This window comes from Herpetosiphon llansteffanensis, assembly GCF_003205875.1.
Classification (GTDB): domain Bacteria; phylum Chloroflexota; class Chloroflexia; order Chloroflexales; family Herpetosiphonaceae; genus Herpetosiphon; species Herpetosiphon llansteffanensis.
In genome coordinates this window covers 71916-94130 of sequence record NZ_PUBZ01000076.1, presented here as the reverse complement: position 1 = coordinate 94130, position 22215 = coordinate 71916, and the positions used below count along the sequence as shown (strand labels likewise).

Genomic DNA, 22215 nt, shown 5'->3' with positions numbered 1-22215 from the left:
CCAATCACGGATTAGGAGCTAACCAGCCGTTTTGGGAATTTGGTTACTGATGGTTTAAGGAGCTATTCAATGCACTATGAAATTGTCGTTCGGGCTGAGGCTGGCCAATTTCGCGCAATCTGTCCGCAAATTGCGGGAGTTGTTGGCTATGGGGTCAGCGCAGGTGCGGCGCTTGATGCAGCATTAGCAGCATTACACAGCTATTGCCTGCAACATAACTTGCCCACGCCACAGCTTGAGGTGACGCGGGCAAATCTCAAAACATTGGTTGGGCGAGCTTAGCCAAGGGTTGTGATGGCGGGCACGCGATTGAACATCCAAAAAGCAATTGGCAAGCCTAAGCCAAATGTAAAACCAGCGATTGCCCATGCAGCGCCCAGCCACAGCCCGCTTAGCCACCAACCAACCAACACAAAGTAAATGGCGCGCACAATAAATGCTTGTTGTGGGCGACCATTTGCCACCACAACCTGACCATTTGCAACCACAATCAGCGGCGTATTGGCAGGGTTTGGACGCAAGGTCATCATTTGGGGCAAGCGATTGAGCAACATCAAACCCAACGGCAAGCCAATCACACTGATAATGAGAAACCAAGCCAACCCTGTCACCAATGCGCCCAACCACAAGCCCACACAAATAAACCAGAGGCCGCGAATCAGGCAGCCCGGCCCGCTATTACCATTGTGGATGATCACGGTTGGTGGTTGATAGTTCATTGCGATTCCCTTTCTAACTCAAAATGCTTGGGCGTAGCATAACGCATGGGTAGCTGCACAAATGTGGATGCCTGAAGTTTAAATAAATCAATTTTTGCCAATTTTGCAAAATTGCTCAAATTTACCCATCTTGGATACATCCATTCAAAACCACGTCGCGTAGAACAACACAATAGCGCTATAACGAGTTGAGATGGGCCAAGGCAAAACAGTTTCCTTGAAGATTGTTGTTTTTGGAGGATTCTCGAATGTTACGACGATGTATGGTTATCGCGTTGGCACTGTTGGCAATTCTCGGCGTAAGCACCCCGCAAGCAACCAAAGCTGCGACGATGAACTATGTTCGGGTTATGCACGCCTCACCAGATGCACCAGCGGTCGATATTTTTGTCGATGGCAAAGCAGTGTTAACCAGTGTGCCATTCTTTGCACTAAGCGGCCAATTGGCATTACCAGATGGAACCTATACAATTGATATTGCTCCAGCTGGCGCAGGTGTTGCAGCTTCAGTATTCGAAACCAAATTAACAGTTGAAGGTGGCTATACTGGTACGGTTGCCGCAGTTGGTAGCTTGGGTTTGGGTAATTTTGATGTCAACGTGTATGACGATGATTTCTCGATGACAAAACCAGGCATGAGCCGCGTGCGGGTTATTCACGGCTCACCAGATGCACCAGCAGTCGATATTAAAATTGCAGGCACGCAAAATATCGTTGTCAAAGGCGCTAAATTCGGCGATGCAGCAACCTTAGAAGTGCCAGCAGGCAGCTATAGCTTTGATATTAGCCCAGCAGGCAGCTCAACTGTCTTGTTTACCACGCCAGCTTTGCGCTTTGAATCAGGTTGGGGCTATAGCTTGGTCGCAAGCGGCTTTGCTAGCAAAAACTTCTGGGTTCAATCACGTGTCGATATGGTGAAATAAGCCTTCAACGAGGTTCTTACCAACACACAAATAAACCAGCCCGTGATCAGCACAATCACGGGCTGGTTTATTTTTTATTGTTCTAGGGTGCTTAAATCGCCTTCGGGCAAGCCCAATGCTCGGGCTTTGAGCACGCGGCGCATAATCTTGCCTGAGCGGGTTTTCGGCAAGCTGGCCACAAATTGCACATTTTCGGGCCGCGCAATTGGCCCCATCATCTTGCCAACGTGCGCAATCAAAGTATCTTCGAGATCTTGGCTGGCTTCATAGCCATTTTTGAGAATCACGTAGGTGTGGATGGCGTTGCCCTTAACTTCGTGCGGCAAGCCAATCGCGGCAGCTTCGGCAACCGAAGGATGCGAAACCAAGGCCGATTCGACTTCAGCAGTGCCAAGCCGATAGCCTGAAACCTTGATCACATCGTCGATCCGGCCAATGACCCAGAAATAGCCATCTTTGTCTTTGCGGGCAGAATCGCCAGCAGTGTATACGCCTGGAATGCGGCTCCAATATTGTTCGATATAGCGCTCGGGATTGTTGTAGATCGTGCGCAACATCGAAGGCCATGGATTGCGAATAATCAACAAGCCATCTTCATCGTCGCTGGCATGTTCGCCTTGCTCGTTAACCACATCAGCATCGATGCCAAACGATGAACGCGTGCCAGAGCCTGGTTTGAGTGGCGTGGTTGGATTGGGCGTAATCATCATACTGCCGGTTTCTGTTTGCCACCATGTATCCATAATTGGGCAATTGTTGCGGCCAATTACCCGATGATACCAACGCCATGCTTCGGGATTAATCGGCTCGCCAACCGAGCCAAGCAAGCGCAACGAGCCAAGGTCATGGCGATTTGGCCAAGCCTCGCCAAAGCGCATCAAGCCGCGAATCGCCGTTGGCGCGGTGTACAGCACGGTCACGCCATAGCGCTCGACGATATTCCACCAGCGATTGGGGAAGGGGAAGGTTGGCGCGCCTTCGTACATCACTTGGGTTGCGCCAAGCATCAGCGGGCCATAGACAATGTAGGAGTGGCCAGTCACCCAGCCGGGATCAGCGGCACACCAATACACATCATCTTCTTTTATGTCAAGATTAAAGTGGAGCGTGGTTGCAACCCCAACTTGATAGCCACCATGGGTATGCACCAAGCCTTTTGGCGTGCCAGTCGTGCCAGAGGTATAGAGCATATACAAGGGATGTTCTGCATCAAGTTGCTCGGTTTCGCACTTGGGAGAGGCGATTGGCAGCGCCATCAACTCCTCGTACCACAAATCGCGGCCTTGCTGCATTTCGACCTCGTGGCCAGTGCGTTTGACCACAATCACAATTTCGACAACAGGCGAGTGCTTAATCGCATCGTCGGTGATCTTCTTCAGCTCAATCACTTTGCCATTCATGTAGCCGCCGTCGGCAGTAATCACCACCCGCGATTGAGCATCTTGGATGCGTGTTTGCAGCGCTTCAACGCTAAAACCACCATAAACAACGCTGTGCATTGCGCCAATTTTGGCACATGCCAGCATTGCAATCACAATTTCGGGAATCCGGGGCAGATAAATCGTGACCGTATCGCCTTTTTTGACTCCCATCGATTTGAGCACATTGGCAAATTTATTAACACGCTTGAACAATTGCCAATAGCTATAGGTTTTGTTATCGCCCTTTTCGCTTTCCCAAATCAAGGCCAACTTGTTTTTGCGCCAGGTTTTAACGTGGCGATCAAGCGCATTGTGCACGATGTTAATTTTGCCATCGTTGAACCATTGATAGAATGGGGCTTTGCTATCGTCGAGCACCTTGCTAAACGGCACATACCAATCGACAAGGCGGGTTGCCATGTCGGCCCAGAACTCCTGATAGTGTTCAATTGACCATTGACGCATAGTTTCGGCATCGGCGAAGCCCTTTTCGCGGGCGTAGGCCATCACGTTCGAGTTTTCAACCAAGGCAGCAGGTGGGTAGTAGAGTGCTGATTCAGCGGCGTTGCTTGCCGAAAATTGCCCAACAGTTGTTGGTGCAGCATTCTCAGTCATTGAGATGCCTCCTAATTATTACTCACAAGCGGCGGGACAAGTGCGAGGTCTGGTTCAATTGTAGCCTTGATGATCGGTTCGTGTCAAAACGGACGAGGGGTCAGGGGTTAGAGCTTTTGGCTATGGGCTTTTGCTTTCTGCCTTTTGACTTTTGAATTTTGACTTTAATCTAGCTTTTCTTGGAAAGCCATGTTTAATCGGTTATACTTTGGTTGTTCTTTTACTAAGCATTTCTTTGATCGAGTGAATTGTTATGTTTCGTCATCTTTTTCGTGGGGCCTTGGCAATCGGGATTTTGGTTTGGATCGTCTTTCTTTGGCAGTTTATTGATTTACGAATCAAACATAACCGCGCCGCCGATGCCGCCGCCCAAGCCCTGCTACCCCGTCCAACATCAACCGCCCTGCCGATGCCTACCTTCGTTGCCCCAACGTTGCAGCCACTACCAAACACGGTTGCCGATGGCCAAGGTGGCTCTGAGCTGCCTGCGAGCGCCAATGATGTGCGCGGAGTGCACCCCAAAACTGGTCGCTATGTCGCTGCTTGGCTGCCAACCTCGTTTGATGCAGAAGCTGCCCGCGCCACCTTCGAGGCCAATAAAGACATTCTCGATGAGGTCAGCCCCTTTTGGTATGGCGTGCGGCCCGATGGCACACTGATCGCCGATGTTGGCTCGCGCGATGCAGAATTGGTGCAAATTGCCAAAGAAAATAATGTGCTAATCATTCCAACAATTCATAATATTGAAGATTTGGAAGCAGCATCGGTGGCCTTGGCTACACCAGAAAGTCGTACCAACCATATTAGAATTATTATGGAAGAAGTGCGCGCCTATGGCTACGATGGCATCGACATCGATTACGAATCGCTTTCGCTTGATTATGAAGATGAATTTACTGCCTTTATGACTGAATTGGGCGCGGCGCTGCATGCAGAAAATAAATTGCTGACCGTAGCCGTGCATGCCCACACAGGCCGCCCCGATTACCAAAACTATGCCGATTTGGGCAAAGTGGTCGATCGCTTGCGGATTATGACCTACGACTATAGTTGGCGTGGCTCAGAACCAGGCCCAATTGCGCCAATGTTTTGGGTCAAAGCAGTCGCCGAATATGCCAAAACCCAAGTCGACCCCAGCAAAATTCAAATTGGCATTTCGTTTTACGCCTACGATTGGCCAAATAATGGCGGCTTTGGCATTGCCCGCACCTATACCGAGGTCGAAGAAATTAAGGCAGCCTATCAGCCGCAAATTCGCTTGGTCGAAGAAGATGGCGGCCAGCAAGTGCAAGAATCAACATTTAGCTACGCTGGACGAACGGTCTGGTTTTCGAATTATCGTTCGCTGACCGCGAAAATGGAGATGATTCGCGAAAACGATTTAGCTGGCATCGCGATTTGGCGCTTGGGCAGCGAAGATCCCCAAAACTGGACCTACATTCGCGAATCGTTAAAGCAAGATCCGTTGATCGTTCAACGCTCAATCAATCGCTATATTCCAGGCCATTAAGCAAAGTATGAAGGATGAGCGATGAAGGATGAAACCTTCGGTTAAGCTTATTACTTCTGCATTATTTCTCAATATATTAATCTTGAAGGATAAAGTTCATCCCTCATACTTCATCCTTCATCCCTACAGAGGATTATGGAACAAGGCATTACAACCTACAGTGTTGAGGCGCAGCGCTTGTATGAGCGTGGTTTGGCGGCGGCGCGCGGCGGTCAACGCCGAATTGCTGCTGGTTTGTTGACCAAGGCAGTTCAGCTTGACCCACGCCATGAGCAGGCTTGGCTTTGGCTTAGCGGGGTGCTCGACGAGCAGCGTGATGTAGAATTTTGTTTGCAATCGGCGCTCAAAATCAACCCCGATAATCAACAAGCCCGCAAAGGCTTAGCATGGATTCAGCAACAACAGCAAACCAAGGCTGCCAGCATTACCACGCCCAAACCACCAAGCGCCTTGCAGCAAATTAGCATTCCCACCGTCGAGGATCGAGCTGCAGAAGCGGCCCCCATGGCTGAAAAAGCTTGGTGGCAAGAATGGCGCGATTCTGAACGCAGCGGCAAAGTTGTGCGCGTGGCTTCCTTGATTGCCTTGATTCTGGCAATTAGCTTTACTGGGGTGATGCTGGCAGTGGCCAAAGCCCAGCCCTTGCCAGAAGTGCCGCCAATCCTCGAGCTGGCCAACCCTGATCAACCTGATGCACAGGCGGTAGTTGCGGCCTCGGAAATTAATCAAGCTGAACTGTTGCGTTATTTAAGCCAAGTTGGCGAAATTCGCCAGCGCCTCGATCAAGCAGTAACAATCTATCGCGAAACCAGCGATCGATCAACCGTGGCCACCAACCAAATCGAGGCCGCCAAACGCTATCGCGATGTTGTGCGCCAAGCCTACACCGATTTGGAGCGCATCAAAGCGCCCGATATTTTGGCCGAAATTCACGATGAATACAAACAAGGCCTGCAATTAGAACAAGCTGCTTTCGATGACATTTTGGAATACTATACCAACTATAACGTGGCAATTGCCAACCGCGCAGCTTTGCGTTTGCAAGAGGCTGATGGCCATCTGCAACGGGCGATTGGTGGCCTCGATGCCTACAATCAAGAGCTGAGCAACCAGCAGCGCGGCGATAGTTTTGGAGAACGCTAATGAGTTTACTCGCGGTTGATTTAGGCATTCGCACCGGCTTTGCGTGCTACAACCGCGCAGGCAAACTCGTGTGGTATCGTTCGCATAACTATGGCTCGTTGGCGCGTTTGCGCAAGGGCAGCAGCGGTCAATTGGCCGAAATTAGCGATTTGAGTGTGTTGGTGCTCGAAGGCGGCGGCCAAATTGCTGATGTTTGGGAGCGCGAAGCTACCCGCCGCGACCTAGAATTGATCCGTACAAGTGCTGAGGTTTGGCGCGCCACATTGTTATATGCTCGTGAACAACGCACCGGAGAGCAAGCCAAAGCCGTTGCCGATGAACTAGCCCGCCGCGTCATTGAATGGTCGGATGCACCACGCCCCACCTCATTGCGTCACGATGCAGCCGAAGCAATTCTGTTGGGCTTATGGGCGGTGGTTCAGCTTGGCTGGCTTGCGGCAATTCCGCCCGAAGTGCGCCGACGCTAACTTTTTTTGCGAAGGAGTCGCCAACCTTGAGCGAACCAACCGAGCCAGAAACCGTTGATCAAGAACCGAACGAAGAGCCAGCCTCACGCAAACTCAACGCCGTCGAAGCCGAAGCCTTCGATTATTCAGTCAGCAAAGCTGGTAAAGTTTTTATTAGCTGGTATGGCAAACAAGTGATGATTTTGAACGGACCAAAAGCCCAACGTTTTCTCGCCAACATCGCCGACCTTGAAGGCGAAGCAGCCCAGCTGGTGATGGCCAAAATCACTGGCAACTTCAAACGTGGCAACGAACGCCTCGCCAAAGAAAAATCGCGCTAAGTTTGTTAGGCAATTGCAATCATCCCTGCTTGGAAAAATCAGCCCAAGCAGGGATACTTGAATCAATCGAATCTTGCCCCAAAACGTGTTGTGATGAGGTGAATTATGCTACTTGGAACAATTGCTGATTATCTGGTGGCCTTGGGCATGCCCAGCTCGGCCCGCACCTATTTGATCATCACAACGATCTTAGTGCTTAGTTTAATTTGGATCGAAACCTCGCACTGGGCCCATCGCAGAATTATGATGATGGAGTTTGCTGGAGCGGCATTGTTGCTGATTAAAGTCTTTGCAGTTAGCACAACCATGCTCACCTTGGCCTTACTGCCGTTTCCGCAACTGCGCACAGTAATTGCTAGCTCTTTGGCAATTATGGGCTTGCTAACGCTCTATCGCGAGCTACGTCGCCGCTTACGAGCTGGCGATCGCTCACCATCAAGCTACATCGGCGGGGTCTTGCTGGTAGTGCAATTTTTATGTATGGTGCTGCTCACGGTCAGCGGCATTGCGATTATTTTAGAGTTGTTGTTAGTGCCCGCCCGAATTTTGGATAGCGAAACGCGCTTTATCGATGCGATTAAAAATTGGGTTGAATTGCTGGCAACCTTATCTGTGCTGCTAACGATTTATTATTTGGGCTTCTACTTGGTACGACGGTTGCTCAAAAGTGGCAGCTTCTCGTGGATTGACCCGCCCAATTGGCGCACGTTGTTGCCACATTTGAAATATACATTAATGCCGCGTTGGGGCGTGCCACCATGGGCCGAAAGCGATTTGGCCGATACAGTGCGCATGGCCTATATCGAGCATATTGTGGGCAGCAAAGCAGCGCGTGATGTGGCCAAAGCTGCGCGAATCAAGCCTGTGCAAAATCCGCAACGTGGCTTCACCTTCGCCGTGATTGGCGACCCGGGCGAGGGCGATGAATCGCAGATTGCCCCGCCAATTGTCAGTGAAGATAGCCGTCTCGCCCAACAAGGGCCGGCCAATCCTGCCTACCCAACCTTTACAATTCTCAGCTCGGATATTGTTTACCCAGCTGGCGAGTTGATGGATTATGAGCGCACGCTCTATCGGCCCTATGCCAGCCAAAGCGAAACGCCACCGTTGATCTACGGCTTGGCAGGTAATCACGATTGGTACAACGATTTAAAAGGCTTGATGCTGAATTTTGGCTATGCTGCTGCCCATGTCGATAGCCGCGACCCACAGCTACAACAATGGGCCAAAGCGCTCAAAACTGGGCCTTGGGCACGCTATGGTTATCCGTGGGGCCAATTGCGCTGGAACGAAGTGCGCAGTTTGCGCGAACGCTATGGCCTAACGAGGCTTGGCGGCGACCTCAACGAACCGCAAACCCAGCAACGCTTGCCATTTTTTGAATTAAGCTTCGACCCAGTGCCATTTGTGTTGTTAGCGGTCGATACAGGCTGCATTGGCAATGTCGATGCAATCCAATTGGAATGGTTAGAAAGTTGTTTGCTGGCGGCCTTCAATCAACAAAAAATTATCGCGGTTGTGCTGAGCGAGCCATTGTATGTCAATGGAGCCTTTGCCGATCACCCAGGGATGCGGCAGCTATACGAGTTGTTGCGGCGCTACGAAACCCATGTCGTTATTGGCGGCGATACCCACGCCTACCAACATTATGAATCGCGCTACATCACCTTGCGCGGAACCCAACACATTGCCCACCACTTTGTTAATGGCGGTGGTGGCGCATACCTCAGCAAGCCGGTTGATTTGCATTGGCACACGCCCAGCGGCATGACACCCTTGGAATCGCGCTTTGTCTATCGCGACGATGATCAAGAAATTGTTGATCAGGTGATGTTACGCGAAGTTTTCCCCACCGCCCAACAATTGCGGGCCAAATTCAACGGCAAAATCGAGGTCGAAGATCAAGTTTGGGGCTTGCGGCGCTGGTTGGTTGGTCAAGAGCCAAACATCTTAAATCGCGGCTACACCAATGCGCTCAATCACGACCGTTGGCCATTGTTACAAAGCTTGCTGATATTTAATGTTGATGAAACGCTGAATGGCTGGCGCTTGCGCATCACGCCGTGGTTTACGACGGGGCCTGAAAATAAACTCGAACCCCAAGAACCGATCGATATTTTAGCCCCCGACCGCGATAACGAGCGCGTGGTTAGCCGCGATCTCGTGCCCAGTCCAGCCAGCATTTTAGCGATTTAGCTTGGGAAAAACTTGGGAAAAAGCTCAACTCAATTCAATCAATTTTGAGTACACTAGGGTTGAGTAAAGCGCTGGGGAGCTAGTCGAGGAGTGAATGGTATTGAAGTTTGATCCAGAGGCAAAGCGGCTTTTTTGGCCCATGATCGGCATTGGCTTGGGTTGTGGGCTAGGGCTATTTAGCTGTTTGGTGCTGCAACTAATGATCGAACGTTGGTAAGCTAATGTTGAGTCATCAATTGCCAATTCATGCCAGCGTTAGCCTATTTACTGCTTTGCTATTGATTTATAATCTTCGGCCACGAGACTTGTTCAAAATAATCATATTTGGGCTGATTGGGCTATTGATCATAGGTTGCATTGATTTTTTGCATAGCATTGTGGCTTATTTGCTGCCATTCGAGCTAGGAGCATTAATTGTAAGTAGCTTGCTCAATAGTTTTATGCTATTTTGCTGTTTTGGTCGGCTGTTTGATGACGATTATCATGCAATGCTGAAGTTGCTTAAATCGCGAATTGGCTATGATTCAACCAAGCCTTGACGAGCCAGTACAACAGCATTATCAGCAATTGCTTGCGCATCACAAACGGCGATTGATTCAGTTAATTACACTGTTGGCGTGTGGGTTGGCGTTGCCATTTACCCTTGTGCTTGGCTTGGGCGTGATCAATCAGCAGCAATCGTTGGGGGTTTTTGGCTTACACCTTGCCCGCAGTCTGCTCAATCCGTTGCTGGTTTGGTGGTTGCTACGGCGTAAACAGATTAATTGGGCTTGGCATACCAGCATGCTGATTGCAATTATCCATAATGCAAGCTTGGCATATGCCATGCGTTCGCCGAATGTGCTAATTTTTGAATTATTTGCAGTCTGTGGTTTTGCAGTCGTCATGCCATTTTGGCAGGTTTTGGGCTATAGCACTGGCTTGATTGGCCTGAATTATCTGGCAGCAGGCCACTTAATTATCTTCAACGAATGGTTATTGGTGATTATTGTTGTACTGAGCATTATGTTGATGTGCAGCGCAATTGGCCTCGTTTCGCGCCAAACCTTGCGCTACGCCAGCCAGCAACATGCCCAAACGACCCAGTTGGTGCAGCAACGCACGAGCATGCAGCAGCAACTCCACGATTTGCAACAGCATGTGCAACAGCTTAGTTTGCTCAAACACGATTTGCGCCAGCCCTTGAAAAGCGTCCAAGGCTTGCTGCACCATTTGGCCTTTGAGCAACCAGCCAGCAACTCCACGATTCAGCCTGCCTTGGCGGCAACCCAGCGCGTCGAACGCCAACTCAACAATTTGCTCGATCAAGCGCGGCAACAATTGGCAACCCAACGCGCCAACCTTACAAGCATCGACCTTCAGCAATGTTTGATGCAACTGCAACCAGCAATCAACGGCTTGGCCGCCTACTACACCGAACCTATTGCCAATGTAAGCATCGAAATTGCCGCTGGCAGCCAGATTGTGGCCGATCGTGAGCAATTTGAGCGAGCACTGTTTAATGTGCTTGATAATAGTTTAAGTCGTTGTCAGCAGCAGGTGGCTATTCGCAGCTTTCAGCAAAACGATTATTTGGTGCTCGAAATTCGTGATGATGGCGCGGGAATGCATCCAGATTTACGCGCAGCACTGAATCGTGGCGATTTTAGCCTGATTAGTCAAGGCTTGGGCTTGAAGCAAGTGCAGCAAATGCTCAAGCAAGCAACAGCAACATTGCACGTGCTCGATTCAACAATCGGCTGCACGCTGCACATGCGTTTTCCACAGGGTATTGAATGAGCAAGTATTGCATTATTGTTGATGATTTAGCGGTCGATCGCCAGCTGGCAGCGCGCTATTTACAAGCAGCAGGCTATCAAACCAGCCTGGCGCGTTCGAGCAAACAAGCGACCGATCAATTGCAGCACGCCTTGACGATCTATCAGCCAAGCCAAATGCTGTTGTTGCTCGACCTGAATTTGCCCAACGATCCAGCGCTTCAGCAGGTGGTTGCATCGTCGTTGGCCGGGGCAAATTTAGCCTTGCAATTGCAAATTCAGATCGCCAATGGCAGTCTACCCAAGTTAGCAATCGTGGCATTAACTGCGTTAAGTGCCAGCGAAATTCATCAAACGGCTATTGCGTTTGGCTGTGATGCAGTGCTTGAAAAACCAGCCACGCCAGATTTAGCCCAACGAATCGAGCAAGCGCTGGCTGCAAGCAGCCAACAAGCGCCGGTTGGCAGCCAAGCCTTGCTGAATATTTTGCGGCTGCGGCTGCTTGCACCAACCCCTAGCGCCAGTTTGAGCGAAGACGATCTGACCAAAGCGCTACTTCAATTGCATCGTCAAGGGTTGGTCGGGCTAGGAGCAAGCCATTTGGCCAACTATTTGTTCCCGCATACTGCTGGTGATTATCAACGAGGGCTGCAAACCCAAACCAAAATTGCCAGCGTTATTCGCGAGGCAATGCAATTGAACGTGCTGGAAACCTTAGCGATTTTAGAGGGCGAATTTGTGCATTTACAAGCTCCGCAAGCCCAAGCAGAGCAGTTACACCTCTCGAAAAGCGAATACTATCGCCGCCGCAAAGATGCAATTAGCCAGCTCTACCTTATTTTGGCTGAAGCAAGAACGTAGAGCATAGAGCAAAGAACATAGAGCATAGAAGGAAGGTTGGAAACCGCGAAGCACGCGAAGGGCACGAAGATTGGGCTATATGAGGCTATGGGCTGTTGGCTTTTGCTTTCTGACTTTTGATTTTACTTCATCCCTCATCCCTCATCCTTCATACTTTCGTAACTCTGCGCCGCTGCGTTAAAACTGATCCACGAAGGACGCGAAGGCTGTTTTTAGCCACGAATTCCACGAATAAATGCTCCGATAGCCCAAAGCCAATAGCCCATAGCCATGAATGTTTTTAGCCACAGATTCCACAGATTATTTTGATTCAGTTTGTGCTAGCCCAAAGCCAACAGCCCATAACTCACACACTCTGCGCCTCTGCGTTAAAGTCATTTATAATTATTTTTAGCCACAGATTACACAGATTGGCTCAGATTTATTTCTAGATAACCGATTATCTGCTCGATTAATAACTATTTTTCATGTCAATTTCCAACTTCATCCTTCATCCCTCATCCTTCATCCTTTCTCATGTCTTTTGTGATATGATAGGAACACGACGTTTGGAAACGCTTCACCTCTGGTTTTGGAACATCCCCCACCCATGTTGGCCCAAGCTTGAAACATGCTATTGGAGGACACTGTGGTCTACACCAATCCCAATCAGCCGGGCAGTAAGGTCAGTTTTAAGTCGCGTTATGGCAACTACATCAATGGCGAGTTTGTCGAGCCAGTCAAGGGCATGTATTTCGAAAACATCAGCCCCGTCAATGGCAAGCCGTTCTGTGAAGTTCCGCGTTCTACCGCCGAAGACATCGAAAAAGCGCTCGATGCGGCTCACGCTGCCAAAGCTGCTTGGGGTAAAACCTCACCAGCAGAACGAGCCAACATTCTGAATAAGATTGCCGACCGAATGGAAGCCAATCTTGAAATGTTGGCAGTCGCCGAAACGTGGGAAAATGGCAAACCAGTGCGCGAAACGCTCGCTGCCGACATGCCACTGGCCATCGATCACTTCCGCTACTTTGCTGGGGCAATTCGTGCCCAAGAAGGCACCGCCGCCACCGTCGATGAAAACACCATTGCCTATCATTTTTATGAACCATTGGGCGTAGTCGGCCAAATTATCCCTTGGAATTTCCCAATTTTGATGGCGACTTGGAAATTGGCCCCAGCCCTTGCTGCGGGCAATTGTGTTGTGCTCAAGCCAGCAGAGCAAACGCCCACCACAATTCTTGTGTTGATGGAATTGATCGGCGATTTGCTACCGCCAGGCGTGGTGAACGTGGTCAATGGTTTTGGCATCGAAGCTGGTAAGCCGTTGGCCAGCAGCAATCGGATTGCCAAAATTGCTTTTACTGGCGAAACCACCACAGGCCGCTTGATTATGCAATATGCTTCAGAAAATATTATTCCTGTGACCCTAGAGCTTGGCGGCAAATCGCCCAACATCTTCTTTGAGGATGTGTTGAGCAAACAAGATGCCTTTGTTGATAAAGCGCTCGAAGGCTTTACGATGTTTGCGCTCAATCAAGGCGAAGTTTGTACCTGTCCATCACGGGCATTAATTCAAAAATCAATTTATGGTGAATTTTTAGAACGAGCCGTCGAGCGCACCAAACGTTGCGTTCAGGGCAACCCGCTTGATCCAGCTACCATGGTTGGAGCACAAGCTTCAAACGATCAATACGAAAAAATCTTATCCTACTTGGCGATTGGCCGCGACGAAGGTGCGAAAGCCTTGGTTGGCGGAGCCAAAGCTGAAATGAGCGGCGATCTGGCCGAAGGCTATTACATTCAGCCAACGATTTTTGCTGGCAATAATCGCATGCGCATCTTCCAAGAAGAAATTTTCGGGCCTGTGGTTTCCGTAACCTCGTTCGATGATTTTGACGATGCGCTGAGCATTGCCAACGATACGCTCTATGGCTTGGGTGCTGGTTTGTGGACGCGCGATATGAACACCGCCTACCGCATGGGTCGGGCGATTCAAGCAGGCCGCGTCTGGACCAACTGCTACCACTTGTACCCAGCCCACGCCGCCTTTGGTGGTTACAAACAATCGGGGATTGGCCGGGAAAACCATAAGATGATGCTCAATCACTATCAACAAGTCAAAAACTTGTTGGTCAGCTACGATCCAAATCCAATGGGCTTCTTCTAAATTCCAAATGGCGCACTACCGCAGGTTTGAGGCTTGCGGTAGTGCTGCCAGCGCAACAAGGAGTTGTAGCATGACCGTTGAACGAGTGCTCGCAACTGAACAAACTACAGCCTTAATTGACAAACTCAGCCAAGTGCATGGGCCATTGATGTTTCATCAATCAGGCGGTTGTTGCGATGGCAGCGCGCCAATGTGCTATCCGCGCAAAGAATTTCGGGTTGGCCAGCACGATGTTTATCTCGGCGAGATTGCTGGCTGCCCGTTTTATATCAGCGGGCCGCAATTTGAATATTGGCAACATACCCAATTAACGATTGATGTGGTTAAAGGTCGTGGTAGTGGCTTTTCGGTCGAAGCCCCCGAAGGTGTGCGCTTTCTCACGCGTTCGCGGGTGTTTAGCGATGCAGAACATGCAGAACTGCAAGCAGCAGGCCCGCCACTACGTGGCCCGCAGCACGAGTAAAGAGCCTAGAGCATAGAACATAGAGCATAGTTTTTGATCCACGAATGAAATGAGGCTATAGGCTTTTGGCTATTGGCTTTTTTAGCCACAGATTGCACAGATTATTGGGATTATGTTTTGTTTTCTATAGCCAATAGCCCTCATTCTCTTCATCCCTCATCCTTTCCGTTGGCCACAGACTGCCCAGATTAGCTTGATTGATTATTGTTCCAATAGCCTATACCCTCCAGCCAATAACCCTCATTCCTCTGCGTCTCTGCGTTAAAGGTTTGATCCACGAAAGGTTGAAACCGCGAAGAACGCGAAGAACATTTTTTAGCCACGAATTGCACGAATGACACGAATGAGTATTTTCTTGCCACAGATTGCACAGATTTGTGTGATTATGTTCCAATAGCCTATAGCATCCAGCCAATAGCCCTCGTTCTCTTTATTCTTTTTGACTTCTGACTTTTGACTTTTGCATTTCTATTTTGACTTCTGCCTTTTGCCTTTTGATTTTTCATCCTTGTTCACAGCTCTGTGTTGCTGCGTTAAATCCCGACCCCTGATCCCCAATCCCTGACCCCTATGCTCTATGCTCTATGCTCTATGTTCTACTACCTTGCATCGTTGAATAGGCCTGATGGTTCTGGCATAGCTCTTGCACAGCATGATAGGATACAAACTACAACGGCATTCTTCAATTCATATCTACATATTCAAATAACCAAGGAGTTCTTGAGATGAACGTGAAGCGTGAAATCTTGATGCAAGGCGTAGAGCTTGCACCAATCGTCGAGCGACTTAAAGAGGAAGGCTCCAAACGTGGCTTGAGCCAATCGGCCAATAACGAATATGGCCCAGTCTATATCAACCATCACTACGATTTGCGCATCGAGCGCGATCCCGGCGATTGGGGCCAATATCGCTTGATGCTGATGCACAAGCTCCAACCAAAAAGCAGCTTTTTCGGTATGTTCCGCCGTTAAATGCCAACACGGCTGAATTGACTTCAGCCGTGTTGTTTGTTTAATTGGCGAAAATTAGCGTTCGTTACGCCCAAATAAAGCCCAAGCTCCAGGCAAAACCAAGGCTGCAACCACAATCTTCAGCGCATCGCCCAGCAAGAAGGGATAAACCCCAGCCCACATAACGCTGATTTGACCAAAGGTATCTTTATAAATATTCAGCCACGATGCCCCAATTGCATAAATGATGAGATTGCCAAGGCCAAACATTGCCAAGGCCGTTGGAATTCGGCGATCCCAGCCACGTTGAGCCAGCCAGCCAACCAACGTAGCAGCAACTGGCAAGGCCATCAAATAGCCGCCGGTTGGGCCAAGTAACTTAACCATGCCACTGGTCATGCCAGCAAACACGGGCATACCCGCCAAGCCTTCGACCAGATAGAGTAAAATTGCCAAAGCGCCACGCCGTGGCCCCAAAATCGCTCCCGTCAACAGCACACCCAAGGTTTGGCCCGTAATTGGCACGGGAGTCCAAGGCAACGGAATAGCAATTTGAGCGGTGAGGGCAACAAACAAACTAAACCCGACAATCAGCGCAAGATCACGCCCAAGTGATTTGCTTCGCCCAAGATCGGCCAAGGTTTGTCGTTCCGCTACCGATTCCACACGATACATGTGCAGCTTCCTCCTAGATAGATTGTCTACGATCCTCGTTGCTCTTCTAGCGTTACTTTATTGTAGGCAAGCTTAAATCCGGCTCGCGTTACAATCCGTTGCGAATCGCTGCCGCTGATGGTCAATACCGTCGCCCAACGACAACCCTGTGCCTGAGCATGGGCCAAACGCGCAGCAATCAGGCTCGTTTGGGCACCGCGTCGCCGCCAAGCAGGGCTAACAAAGGTCGAAAACAGCGTCGCAACCTCTGCATTGATGCTCAATGCACCACAGCCAATCAACTCATCGTCAAGCCAAGCTCCAAAAAGCTGGCTATCGCTGCGAGCAGCGGCTGCATTGGCCATGGTTATGCCCATTGGGCTACTCTGGCCACGCTCAGTCATTGCCTCAACCCAAAGGTGGCGTTGTTCAGCTGCGATTATGCGCGATTGTACACTACTTAGGCTAAAAGGGGTATAACGCAGCATGTCAAAAGCCAGCACACTCCACCAACGACTAATCCGATAATTGCCCAATGCCAACAGTGCTTGTAGGCTAGGGTCGCAAAATGGGGTTAATTCTAGGCTCACTGGCAGTTGGCGTTGATGATAAAATGCTGCTAATTTGCCAAAAAGCTTAGCATCCCATTGCTGTTGGCTGCCAGCCCCAACCGCGCGATTAATCGGCAAGTCGGGGCCGGTGTAACAGGCAGCCGCATCGCCAATCAAGGCAGTTGTTGCATTGCTCGCTGGTACAATTTGGCCAACAGCTGTTGTATAGTGACGCAAATTATGCGCATCGGCAGCCTCAAGCTGAGCCGCCAATTGACGATCAATCAACATTATTGGCCTCGAATTGTCATGGGCAACCAAACCCGCCATTGACTCACAACCGGGGTGTTGGTAATCGTTGGCGTGTTACTTGGGGTTGGGGTATTGGTATTGGTCGGCGTGTTACTTGGAGTTGGCGTATTGGTTGGCGTACTGGTATTGGTCGGTGTGTTGGTTGGGATATTCGTTACCATCACGCTGGCGGTAATACTCGCAACATTGCCTTGTTGATTGGATACCCGCACCCAAACTTGGCTATTGGTTTGCACATTCGTTAAGGTCAAGGTTGGTGATATTGCGCCAGCAATTGGGTTGCTCGTATCGCCAGTTGCGCCACGATACCATTGATAGCTCAGGGTAGCAGCTCCAGTTGCGGTTACGTTCAGGCTAGCATTTTGGCCAAACGAAACTGTGGTATCAACTGGTTCGCGCACAATGCGCGGAGTCAAATGGCCATAAACCACCAATTTGTCGGTGTTGGTAATGCTATCAACCGAGAACGTGCCAACGATGACTTTGCCATCAGCAACCAACGGCGTGTTGAATTTAGCTAAATTGCCCATCGCATCGCGGCTAGCAATTTGGTTACTATTCCATGTTTCTTGCAAGGTCAAGGCATTATAAGCGCGCAGTACACCAGGCTGGGTGGTGGTATTGGCGCTGCCGCCAGTCGAGTGCGTAGCCCAAACAATCCCTGTATTGGCATTTGTGCCATTCCATGACAATGACATAACCCCGCCAGGCATCTGAACAGTTTGTAAGGTGCTGGTTGCCACCGGCGTGGTAATAAAGCTTGGAGTCAGTGGTTGAGTGGTGCTGAATTGAAAGGCCTTCAGCGGCGAATTAACTGGCCAAACAAACATGCGCGTACCTGTCGAGCCACCAGCAGCCCAAACCACCGGCGAGCCAAAGATCCCGCGAAAGCCAGAGCCACCATGCGGCTTGAAGCTCTGATAAAACTTGCCAGCTACTGGCTTATCAAAACCCGTTGTGCCTTGTTGAATGCCTAAACCACCCATATCATTGCGATTGAAGACATAGATTTTGCCGCCCTTGCTGCCTGCAATCATCACATTCGTATTCGGAATGAGGATTGCGCCAGTTGTGCCAAGGTCGGTATCGTTGGTGTTCAGCGTTTTATAATCATAAGGCGTAAACCAGGTTTGGACTGTTGGCGTAAGCGGGTTGCTAATGTTCAATTTGCTGACCGACGAGCCATAATCGCGGCCATTGGGCAAATTGGCGTTCCAGCTGCCATTGCCAATCGAAAGATACAAATTGCCTTGGCCATCGCTAGTCAAGCCTTGACCACTCATCCAAATGCCGCCTTCGCCATCGTTGGCAGCGTTTGGCTGCGAAGTCACTTCTTTTTGCGGGGTTGTGTTATAGATCAACTCGCGTTGCAGCGTGGTTTTGTTGTAGCCAAACACCCAGCCATGATAGGGATCGGTGTCTGCATAGCCAGCAAAAGCCACATACACCCGATTGCCGTCAAGCAACAACGAAGAACGTTGCAAATGTTGGCGGCTATCAAACACCACCAAGCCATCATTAGGATTCGCATCGTTGCCATCGCCTGGCACTGAGCCTTGAATAGCGGTCGATTGAATAATCGCGCCAGTTAAAATGTTGATCGCGACCATGCGATGCTGATATTGATAGGCTCCCAAGCGAATAAATGGCACAACATACAGCGTATTGGTCGCAGGATCAATCACTGGCGAGCCAGTAATCCCAACATAGGGTTTAATATCTTGATACACGCCACCATTGTAGCGCGTGCCAAATTCACGCAGGCTGCTGGTGGCAAATTGACCAAGGTTGAGCGACCACAACGGCGCGCTCATGGCCGGATCATCAGCATCGAAGGCATAAACATTGTTCTTCTGGGTTGCCACGAAAACAACATTACGCACGCCAACCCCAGGTATCGTGAGATCGGGTACATACAAGGGTTGGGCGTAAATCTGGCCATCAACCGTGCGGCTAAACAATTTACCAAACGTATTTGAGACAACATTGGTTGGCGCAAGCAATTGCTCGGCGGCGGTCGTTCCGGTGCGGGCATTATCAAAACTGCGGGTCGTCACCGCAACTCTGGCTGGTGGTGGCTGAAGCTGGCTGGTGGCGCTTGGCACAGCATGAACGACTGGCCGACGCAGCCCTAAACCGCCACTTAAACCGGCTACAAGCCCAACAAGCAATAGAATGCGTAATTGAACATTTCGCATCGTTGCGCTCCTTCTGCAAAAAGAACGGGGAATCGCTGCAACTATACTTGATTCGGGCCTTGGCTGCAATCGTTACCGGAATCGTATCCAGCAGGCTCAAAAATTTTTTGCTTGCGTGCAAAGCCAACAACATTGGTAGCTATCAAGCACGATTTCTGCCCTTTGTACATCGATATTTAATCGTGCTGTCTCCAACAAATTGTGCAAGTTGCCCAGCAATCCAGCCTCACGAACAACGCTTAACGCCACTCGTTGCGGCTCAGCGGAAAGGTTTCCAAGAATTAAAATTCGCCCCAATGGGTGAACGCGAATCACCCCTAAAACATGGCGTTGCTGCGTCCAGATCGGAATCGTTTGGCCAGCGCTATGCAAGGCTGGTGTTTGTTGGCGAATGGTAATTAAACTGCGCATTAACTGCCATAAGCGTCCAGCAATCGTCGTTGGGTCATGGCGTTGTGCCGCTAAAGCCCAATTCATGGCTGGGCGATGCAACCAGCGGTTATCATTGGCTTTGCATGGGTCGTTCAAATAGCTGTGATCATTGAGCATGCCCAATTCATCGCCCATATACATTAATGGAATGCCGCCAAAGCCAAAAATCACTGCATACAGCAAATAAATCCGCCGAATTGCTAGTTCAATCGCCGTCGGATCGGCGTTATCCAAGGCTTGTTCTAGCCCAGCCAACGAAGCGGTCATGCCGCTAATACGCCGATCGTTGGTGATTGGGTTGTATTGAAAAACTTCACCCCGCGCAAAGCTGCCAGCAAATTCGCCACGATACCAAGCGCTCAAAAACTGGCGATGCAACGGCCCATCTTCGCCAACCAAAGCCGCATTCTGGTCAGTAATTGCCCAACCAATATCGTCGTGGCAGCGCACATAAGTAATCCAAGTGGCGTTGCCAGCAGTCACCGGCATATTCAGCAACGATTGGGTCAGCAGATCGGCGCGCTGCGAGGCTAAACCACTCCACAACAGCACCATCAATGAATTATGGTAAGCAATTTCGCAAAGTTTGCCCGTGCGTTTGCCCAAGCCCAAATATTGCACCAAATCATCGGGCGCAACAATCGCCTCGGCCTTAAAAATCGTCGCCGGGCAGACGATCCGCATGGCTGCGCGCCACGCTTGCAACAAATCAAGCACTTCTGGCTGATTTTGACAATTTGTACCCAAGCGCTTCCACATAAATGGCACTGCATCCAAGCGCAACACATCAACGCCCAAATTGGCCAGATACAACAAAATATCCAGCATCTCAAGCCAAACCATGGGATTAGCATAATTCAAATCCCACTGAAATTCGTTGAAGGTCGTCCAAACCCAACGGCCATGCTCGCCAAGCTCGGCGTACCAAGTAAAATTGCCAGGCGCAAAATCGGGAAACACTTCGGGCAAATGTTGCTCATAGGCATCAGGTAAGCTGCGATCAGCAAACGTCAGATAATAATCCAAATAAGCTGGATCACCAGCCCGCGCTTTGAGCGCCCACTCATGTTCTTTGGCAGTGTGATTGACGACCACATCGATGCATAAACTCATACCGTTGGCTCGCAGCAAATCGCTTAATTCGACAAAATCGCTGATTGAGCCAAGCTCGTGATGAATCGCCCGATAATCCTGCACTGCATAGCCACCATCGTTGGGGCCACACCGCGGCTGCAACAGTGGCATCAGATGCACATAGGTCAAGCCCAGATCTTGCAAATAATCAATCTGCTCAATTACGCCGCGCAACGTGCCAGCCAAGCGATCGACGTAGTAAATGCCGCCAACCATACGCGATTGAGCAAACCAATCAGGCTCAATTTCACGAGCTAAATCGTGAATTTTCAGCACATCACGGCGTTGGGCATAGGCCGCAACCAAGCGGGCGGCCAGTTGTTCAAGCAACGCTGGCCACGCAGGATGCTGGCCATACAAAGCCTGTAATCCTTCAAAACAATCGTTAAAATGGCGTTGCCAGCGCACGCGAAAAATATCGCGATCGCGGGAATTGGCAATCTGTTGAGCCAACAAGCCATCGAATAGCCCAGCAATGTTGGCAGTTTGGCTCGATTGAACAGTAGCTTTTTGCATAACAAAGCTCCTCCTGCGCGTTATGCCGATTAACCCTTAACCCCTGATGAAGCCACCGATTGCACAAACCATTTTTGAAATAGCAGAAAAATAATCAGCACTGGGAGCGTTACCATCGTGGCAAACGCCATAATATCGCCCCATTGGCGTGGCATTTGGCCGAAAAAGGCTTGCATGCCAACGGTCAACGGGCGCACCGCTGGATTACGCACAACCATCAATGGCCAGAGAAAATCGCCCCAATGCGTCAGAAATTGGAGAATTGCGACGGTAGCAAACACAGGTCGGGAAAGTGGCACAATAATTTGGGCATACATGCGGAAACGACTAGCTCCATCGACCAACGCCGCTTCCTCAATATCCTTAGGAATATTCAAAAAAAACTGATAGAACAGAAAAATCGAAAAAGCATCGGCAATAAATGGAATGATTTGAACGTGATAGCTATCGAGCCAGGTCATTCGACCATCAAACCACGGCAATTGGTTGACGATCAACAATAATGGCACAGCTACTGCCTGAAACGGAATAATAATCAAGGCCACAATAATTGCCAATAGCAATTTTTGACCCCGAAATTGCATGCGCGCCAACGCATAGGCAATTAAGCTATTAACCACCAGCCCAAAGAGCACAATTGTGAGCGCGATCAATCCTGAGTTGATCAAATATTGCGCAAATGGCACACGTTCAAACACATCGCGAAAATTTTGCAATGAAAGCTCGCCAGTTGGCAAAAACGCTGCAAATGTGCTCATCTCGCGCAAAATTTGGCCTTCATCGGCTTTAAGCGCTGTAACTAGCATAAATACAATCGGAAACAGACTAAATAGCGCAATGATCGTCATTAACAGATACGAGCCAAAACGACGTGGGCTTTTTTGCCAGCGCTTGGTTGGTTCAATTGCAGGACGTTGCATCAAC

19 protein-coding genes are annotated in these 22215 nt (G+C 49.9%); 12 read left to right on the top strand and 7 right to left on the bottom strand.

Annotated features, from left to right (window positions below; genetic code table 11):
* Nucleotides 1-69 precede the first annotated feature (69 nt).
* Nucleotides 70-282 (top strand): hypothetical protein, encoded by a 213-nt coding sequence (locus C5S61_RS04960; RefSeq protein WP_110513981.1) that lies wholly within the window; start codon nucleotides 70-72, stop codon nucleotides 280-282.
* On the opposite strand, the gene C5S61_RS04955 is transcribed toward C5S61_RS04960, so the two are convergent.
* The gene (locus C5S61_RS04955) at nucleotides 279-719 is read right to left on the bottom strand and encodes a YccF domain-containing protein (protein ID WP_110513980.1); all 441 of its coding nucleotides are present in this window, start codon (nucleotides 717-719) and stop codon (nucleotides 279-281) included. The genes C5S61_RS04960 and C5S61_RS04955 overlap by 4 nt on opposite strands.
* Nucleotides 720-967: 248 nt before the next feature.
* Between C5S61_RS04955 and C5S61_RS04950 the strand changes: the two genes are divergently transcribed.
* The gene (locus C5S61_RS04950; protein ID WP_110513979.1) at nucleotides 968-1642 is read left to right on the top strand and encodes a DUF4397 domain-containing protein; all 675 of its coding nucleotides are present in this window, start codon (nucleotides 968-970) and stop codon (nucleotides 1640-1642) included.
* 74 nt (nucleotides 1643-1716) lie between these two features.
* On the opposite strand, the gene acs is transcribed toward C5S61_RS04950, so the two are convergent.
* Nucleotides 1717-3678 (bottom strand): acetate--CoA ligase, encoded by a 1962-nt coding sequence (acs, locus tag C5S61_RS04945; RefSeq protein ID WP_110513978.1) that lies wholly within the window; start codon nucleotides 3676-3678, stop codon nucleotides 1717-1719.
* Nucleotides 3679-3931: 253 nt separating this feature from the next.
* Here acs and C5S61_RS04940 point away from each other — a divergent pair, with 253 nt between their 5' ends.
* The 10 genes from C5S61_RS04940 (at nucleotide 3932) to C5S61_RS04890 (ending at nucleotide 15515) form a co-directional block, all read left to right on the top strand.
* Nucleotides 3932-5188 (top strand): glycosyl hydrolase family 18 protein, encoded by a 1257-nt coding sequence (locus C5S61_RS04940; RefSeq protein WP_110513977.1) that lies wholly within the window; start codon nucleotides 3932-3934, stop codon nucleotides 5186-5188.
* 135 nt (nucleotides 5189-5323) lie between these two features.
* Nucleotides 5324-6331 carry a tetratricopeptide repeat protein gene (locus tag C5S61_RS04935; protein WP_110513976.1) on the top strand — a complete coding sequence of 336 codons (1008 nt, stop codon included), beginning with the start codon at nucleotides 5324-5326 and terminating at the stop codon, nucleotides 6329-6331.
* Nucleotides 6331-6798 (top strand): hypothetical protein, encoded by a 468-nt coding sequence (locus tag C5S61_RS04930; RefSeq protein WP_054534281.1) that lies wholly within the window; start codon nucleotides 6331-6333, stop codon nucleotides 6796-6798. The genes C5S61_RS04935 and C5S61_RS04930 overlap by 1 nt, the downstream gene beginning before the upstream one ends.
* Before the next feature lie 26 nt (nucleotides 6799-6824).
* The gene (locus C5S61_RS04925) at nucleotides 6825-7118 is read left to right on the top strand and encodes a hypothetical protein (protein WP_205701364.1); all 294 of its coding nucleotides are present in this window, start codon (nucleotides 6825-6827) and stop codon (nucleotides 7116-7118) included.
* 105 nt (nucleotides 7119-7223) lie between these two features.
* Nucleotides 7224-9314, top strand: a complete 2091-nt coding sequence (locus C5S61_RS04920; RefSeq protein ID WP_110513975.1) for a metallophosphoesterase — start codon at nucleotides 7224-7226, stop codon at nucleotides 9312-9314.
* 519 nt (nucleotides 9315-9833) lie between these two features.
* Nucleotides 9834-11093, top strand: coding sequence for a sensor histidine kinase (locus C5S61_RS04910; protein ID WP_110513973.1), 1260 nt, complete (start codon nucleotides 9834-9836; stop codon nucleotides 11091-11093).
* Nucleotides 11090-11932 carry a response regulator gene (locus C5S61_RS04905; RefSeq protein WP_110513972.1) on the top strand — a complete coding sequence of 281 codons (843 nt, stop codon included), beginning with the start codon at nucleotides 11090-11092 and terminating at the stop codon, nucleotides 11930-11932. Before C5S61_RS04910 ends, C5S61_RS04905 begins: the two co-directional genes overlap by 4 nt.
* 628 nt (nucleotides 11933-12560) lie before the next feature.
* Entirely contained in the window at nucleotides 12561-14081 is a 1521-nt protein-coding gene (exaC, locus tag C5S61_RS04900; RefSeq protein ID WP_110513971.1) for an acetaldehyde dehydrogenase ExaC, read from the top strand.
* Between the two features lie 70 nt (nucleotides 14082-14151).
* The gene (locus C5S61_RS04895) at nucleotides 14152-14544 is read left to right on the top strand and encodes a DUF779 domain-containing protein (RefSeq protein WP_110513970.1); all 393 of its coding nucleotides are present in this window, start codon (nucleotides 14152-14154) and stop codon (nucleotides 14542-14544) included.
* A gap of 725 nt (nucleotides 14545-15269) precedes the next feature.
* Nucleotides 15270-15515 carry a hypothetical protein gene (locus C5S61_RS04890; RefSeq protein WP_110513969.1) on the top strand — a complete coding sequence of 82 codons (246 nt, stop codon included), beginning with the start codon at nucleotides 15270-15272 and terminating at the stop codon, nucleotides 15513-15515.
* 54 nt (nucleotides 15516-15569) lie between these two features.
* Here the strand turns inward: C5S61_RS04890 and C5S61_RS04885 are convergent, their stop codons facing one another.
* From C5S61_RS04885 to C5S61_RS04865, 5 genes are all read right to left on the bottom strand, one after another.
* Complete coding sequence (locus tag C5S61_RS04885; RefSeq protein ID WP_110513968.1) at nucleotides 15570-16169, bottom strand: biotin transporter BioY; 600 nt, start codon at nucleotides 16167-16169, stop codon at nucleotides 15570-15572.
* Nucleotides 16170-16195: 26 nt separating this feature from the next.
* Nucleotides 16196-16990, bottom strand: a complete 795-nt coding sequence (locus C5S61_RS04880) for a GNAT family N-acetyltransferase (RefSeq protein ID WP_164689236.1) — start codon at nucleotides 16988-16990, stop codon at nucleotides 16196-16198.
* Nucleotides 16990-19209: a hypothetical protein gene (locus C5S61_RS04875; RefSeq protein ID WP_110513966.1), complete on the bottom strand. Its 2220-nt coding sequence runs from the start codon at nucleotides 19207-19209 to the stop codon at nucleotides 16990-16992. Before C5S61_RS04875 ends, C5S61_RS04880 begins: the two co-directional genes overlap by 1 nt.
* A gap of 96 nt (nucleotides 19210-19305) precedes the next feature.
* Nucleotides 19306-21291 (bottom strand): alpha-amylase family protein, encoded by a 1986-nt coding sequence (locus C5S61_RS04870; protein ID WP_110513965.1) that lies wholly within the window; start codon nucleotides 21289-21291, stop codon nucleotides 19306-19308.
* A 29-nt stretch (nucleotides 21292-21320) separates the two neighbouring features.
* Nucleotides 21321-22211, bottom strand: coding sequence for a carbohydrate ABC transporter permease (locus C5S61_RS04865; RefSeq protein ID WP_110513964.1), 891 nt, complete (start codon nucleotides 22209-22211; stop codon nucleotides 21321-21323).
* Nucleotides 22212-22215: the final 4 nt, after the last annotated feature.

Coding starts and splice junctions, on each gene's coding strand:
- C5S61_RS04880 (WP_164689236.1), bottom strand. CDS start 16,990: ATGTTGATTGATCGTCAATTGGCGGCTCAGCTTGAGGCTGCCGATGCG.
- C5S61_RS04875 (WP_110513966.1), bottom strand. CDS start 19,209: ATGCGAAATGTTCAATTACGCATTCTATTGCTTGTTGGGCTTGTAGCC.
- C5S61_RS04885 (WP_110513968.1), bottom strand. CDS start 16,169: ATGTATCGTGTGGAATCGGTAGCGGAACGACAAACCTTGGCCGATCTT.
- C5S61_RS04905 (WP_110513972.1), top strand. CDS start 11,090: ATGAGCAAGTATTGCATTATTGTTGATGATTTAGCGGTCGATCGCCAG.
- C5S61_RS04870 (WP_110513965.1), bottom strand. CDS start 21,291: ATGCAAAAAGCTACTGTTCAATCGAGCCAAACTGCCAACATTGCTGGG.
- C5S61_RS04920 (WP_110513975.1), top strand. CDS start 7,224: ATGCTACTTGGAACAATTGCTGATTATCTGGTGGCCTTGGGCATGCCC.
- C5S61_RS04890 (WP_110513969.1), top strand. CDS start 15,270: ATGAACGTGAAGCGTGAAATCTTGATGCAAGGCGTAGAGCTTGCACCA.
- C5S61_RS04940 (WP_110513977.1), top strand. CDS start 3,932: ATGTTTCGTCATCTTTTTCGTGGGGCCTTGGCAATCGGGATTTTGGTT.
- C5S61_RS04895 (WP_110513970.1), top strand. CDS start 14,152: ATGACCGTTGAACGAGTGCTCGCAACTGAACAAACTACAGCCTTAATT.
- C5S61_RS04950 (WP_110513979.1), top strand. CDS start 968: ATGTTACGACGATGTATGGTTATCGCGTTGGCACTGTTGGCAATTCTC.
- C5S61_RS04955 (WP_110513980.1), bottom strand. CDS start 719: ATGAACTATCAACCACCAACCGTGATCATCCACAATGGTAATAGCGGG.
- acs (WP_110513978.1), bottom strand. CDS start 3,678: ATGACTGAGAATGCTGCACCAACAACTGTTGGGCAATTTTCGGCAAGC.
- C5S61_RS04960 (WP_110513981.1), top strand. CDS start 70: ATGCACTATGAAATTGTCGTTCGGGCTGAGGCTGGCCAATTTCGCGCA.
- C5S61_RS04930 (WP_054534281.1), top strand. CDS start 6,331: ATGAGTTTACTCGCGGTTGATTTAGGCATTCGCACCGGCTTTGCGTGC.
- C5S61_RS04910 (WP_110513973.1), top strand. CDS start 9,834: ATGATTCAACCAAGCCTTGACGAGCCAGTACAACAGCATTATCAGCAA.
- C5S61_RS04865 (WP_110513964.1), bottom strand. CDS start 22,211: ATGCAACGTCCTGCAATTGAACCAACCAAGCGCTGGCAAAAAAGCCCA.
- C5S61_RS04935 (WP_110513976.1), top strand. CDS start 5,324: ATGGAACAAGGCATTACAACCTACAGTGTTGAGGCGCAGCGCTTGTAT.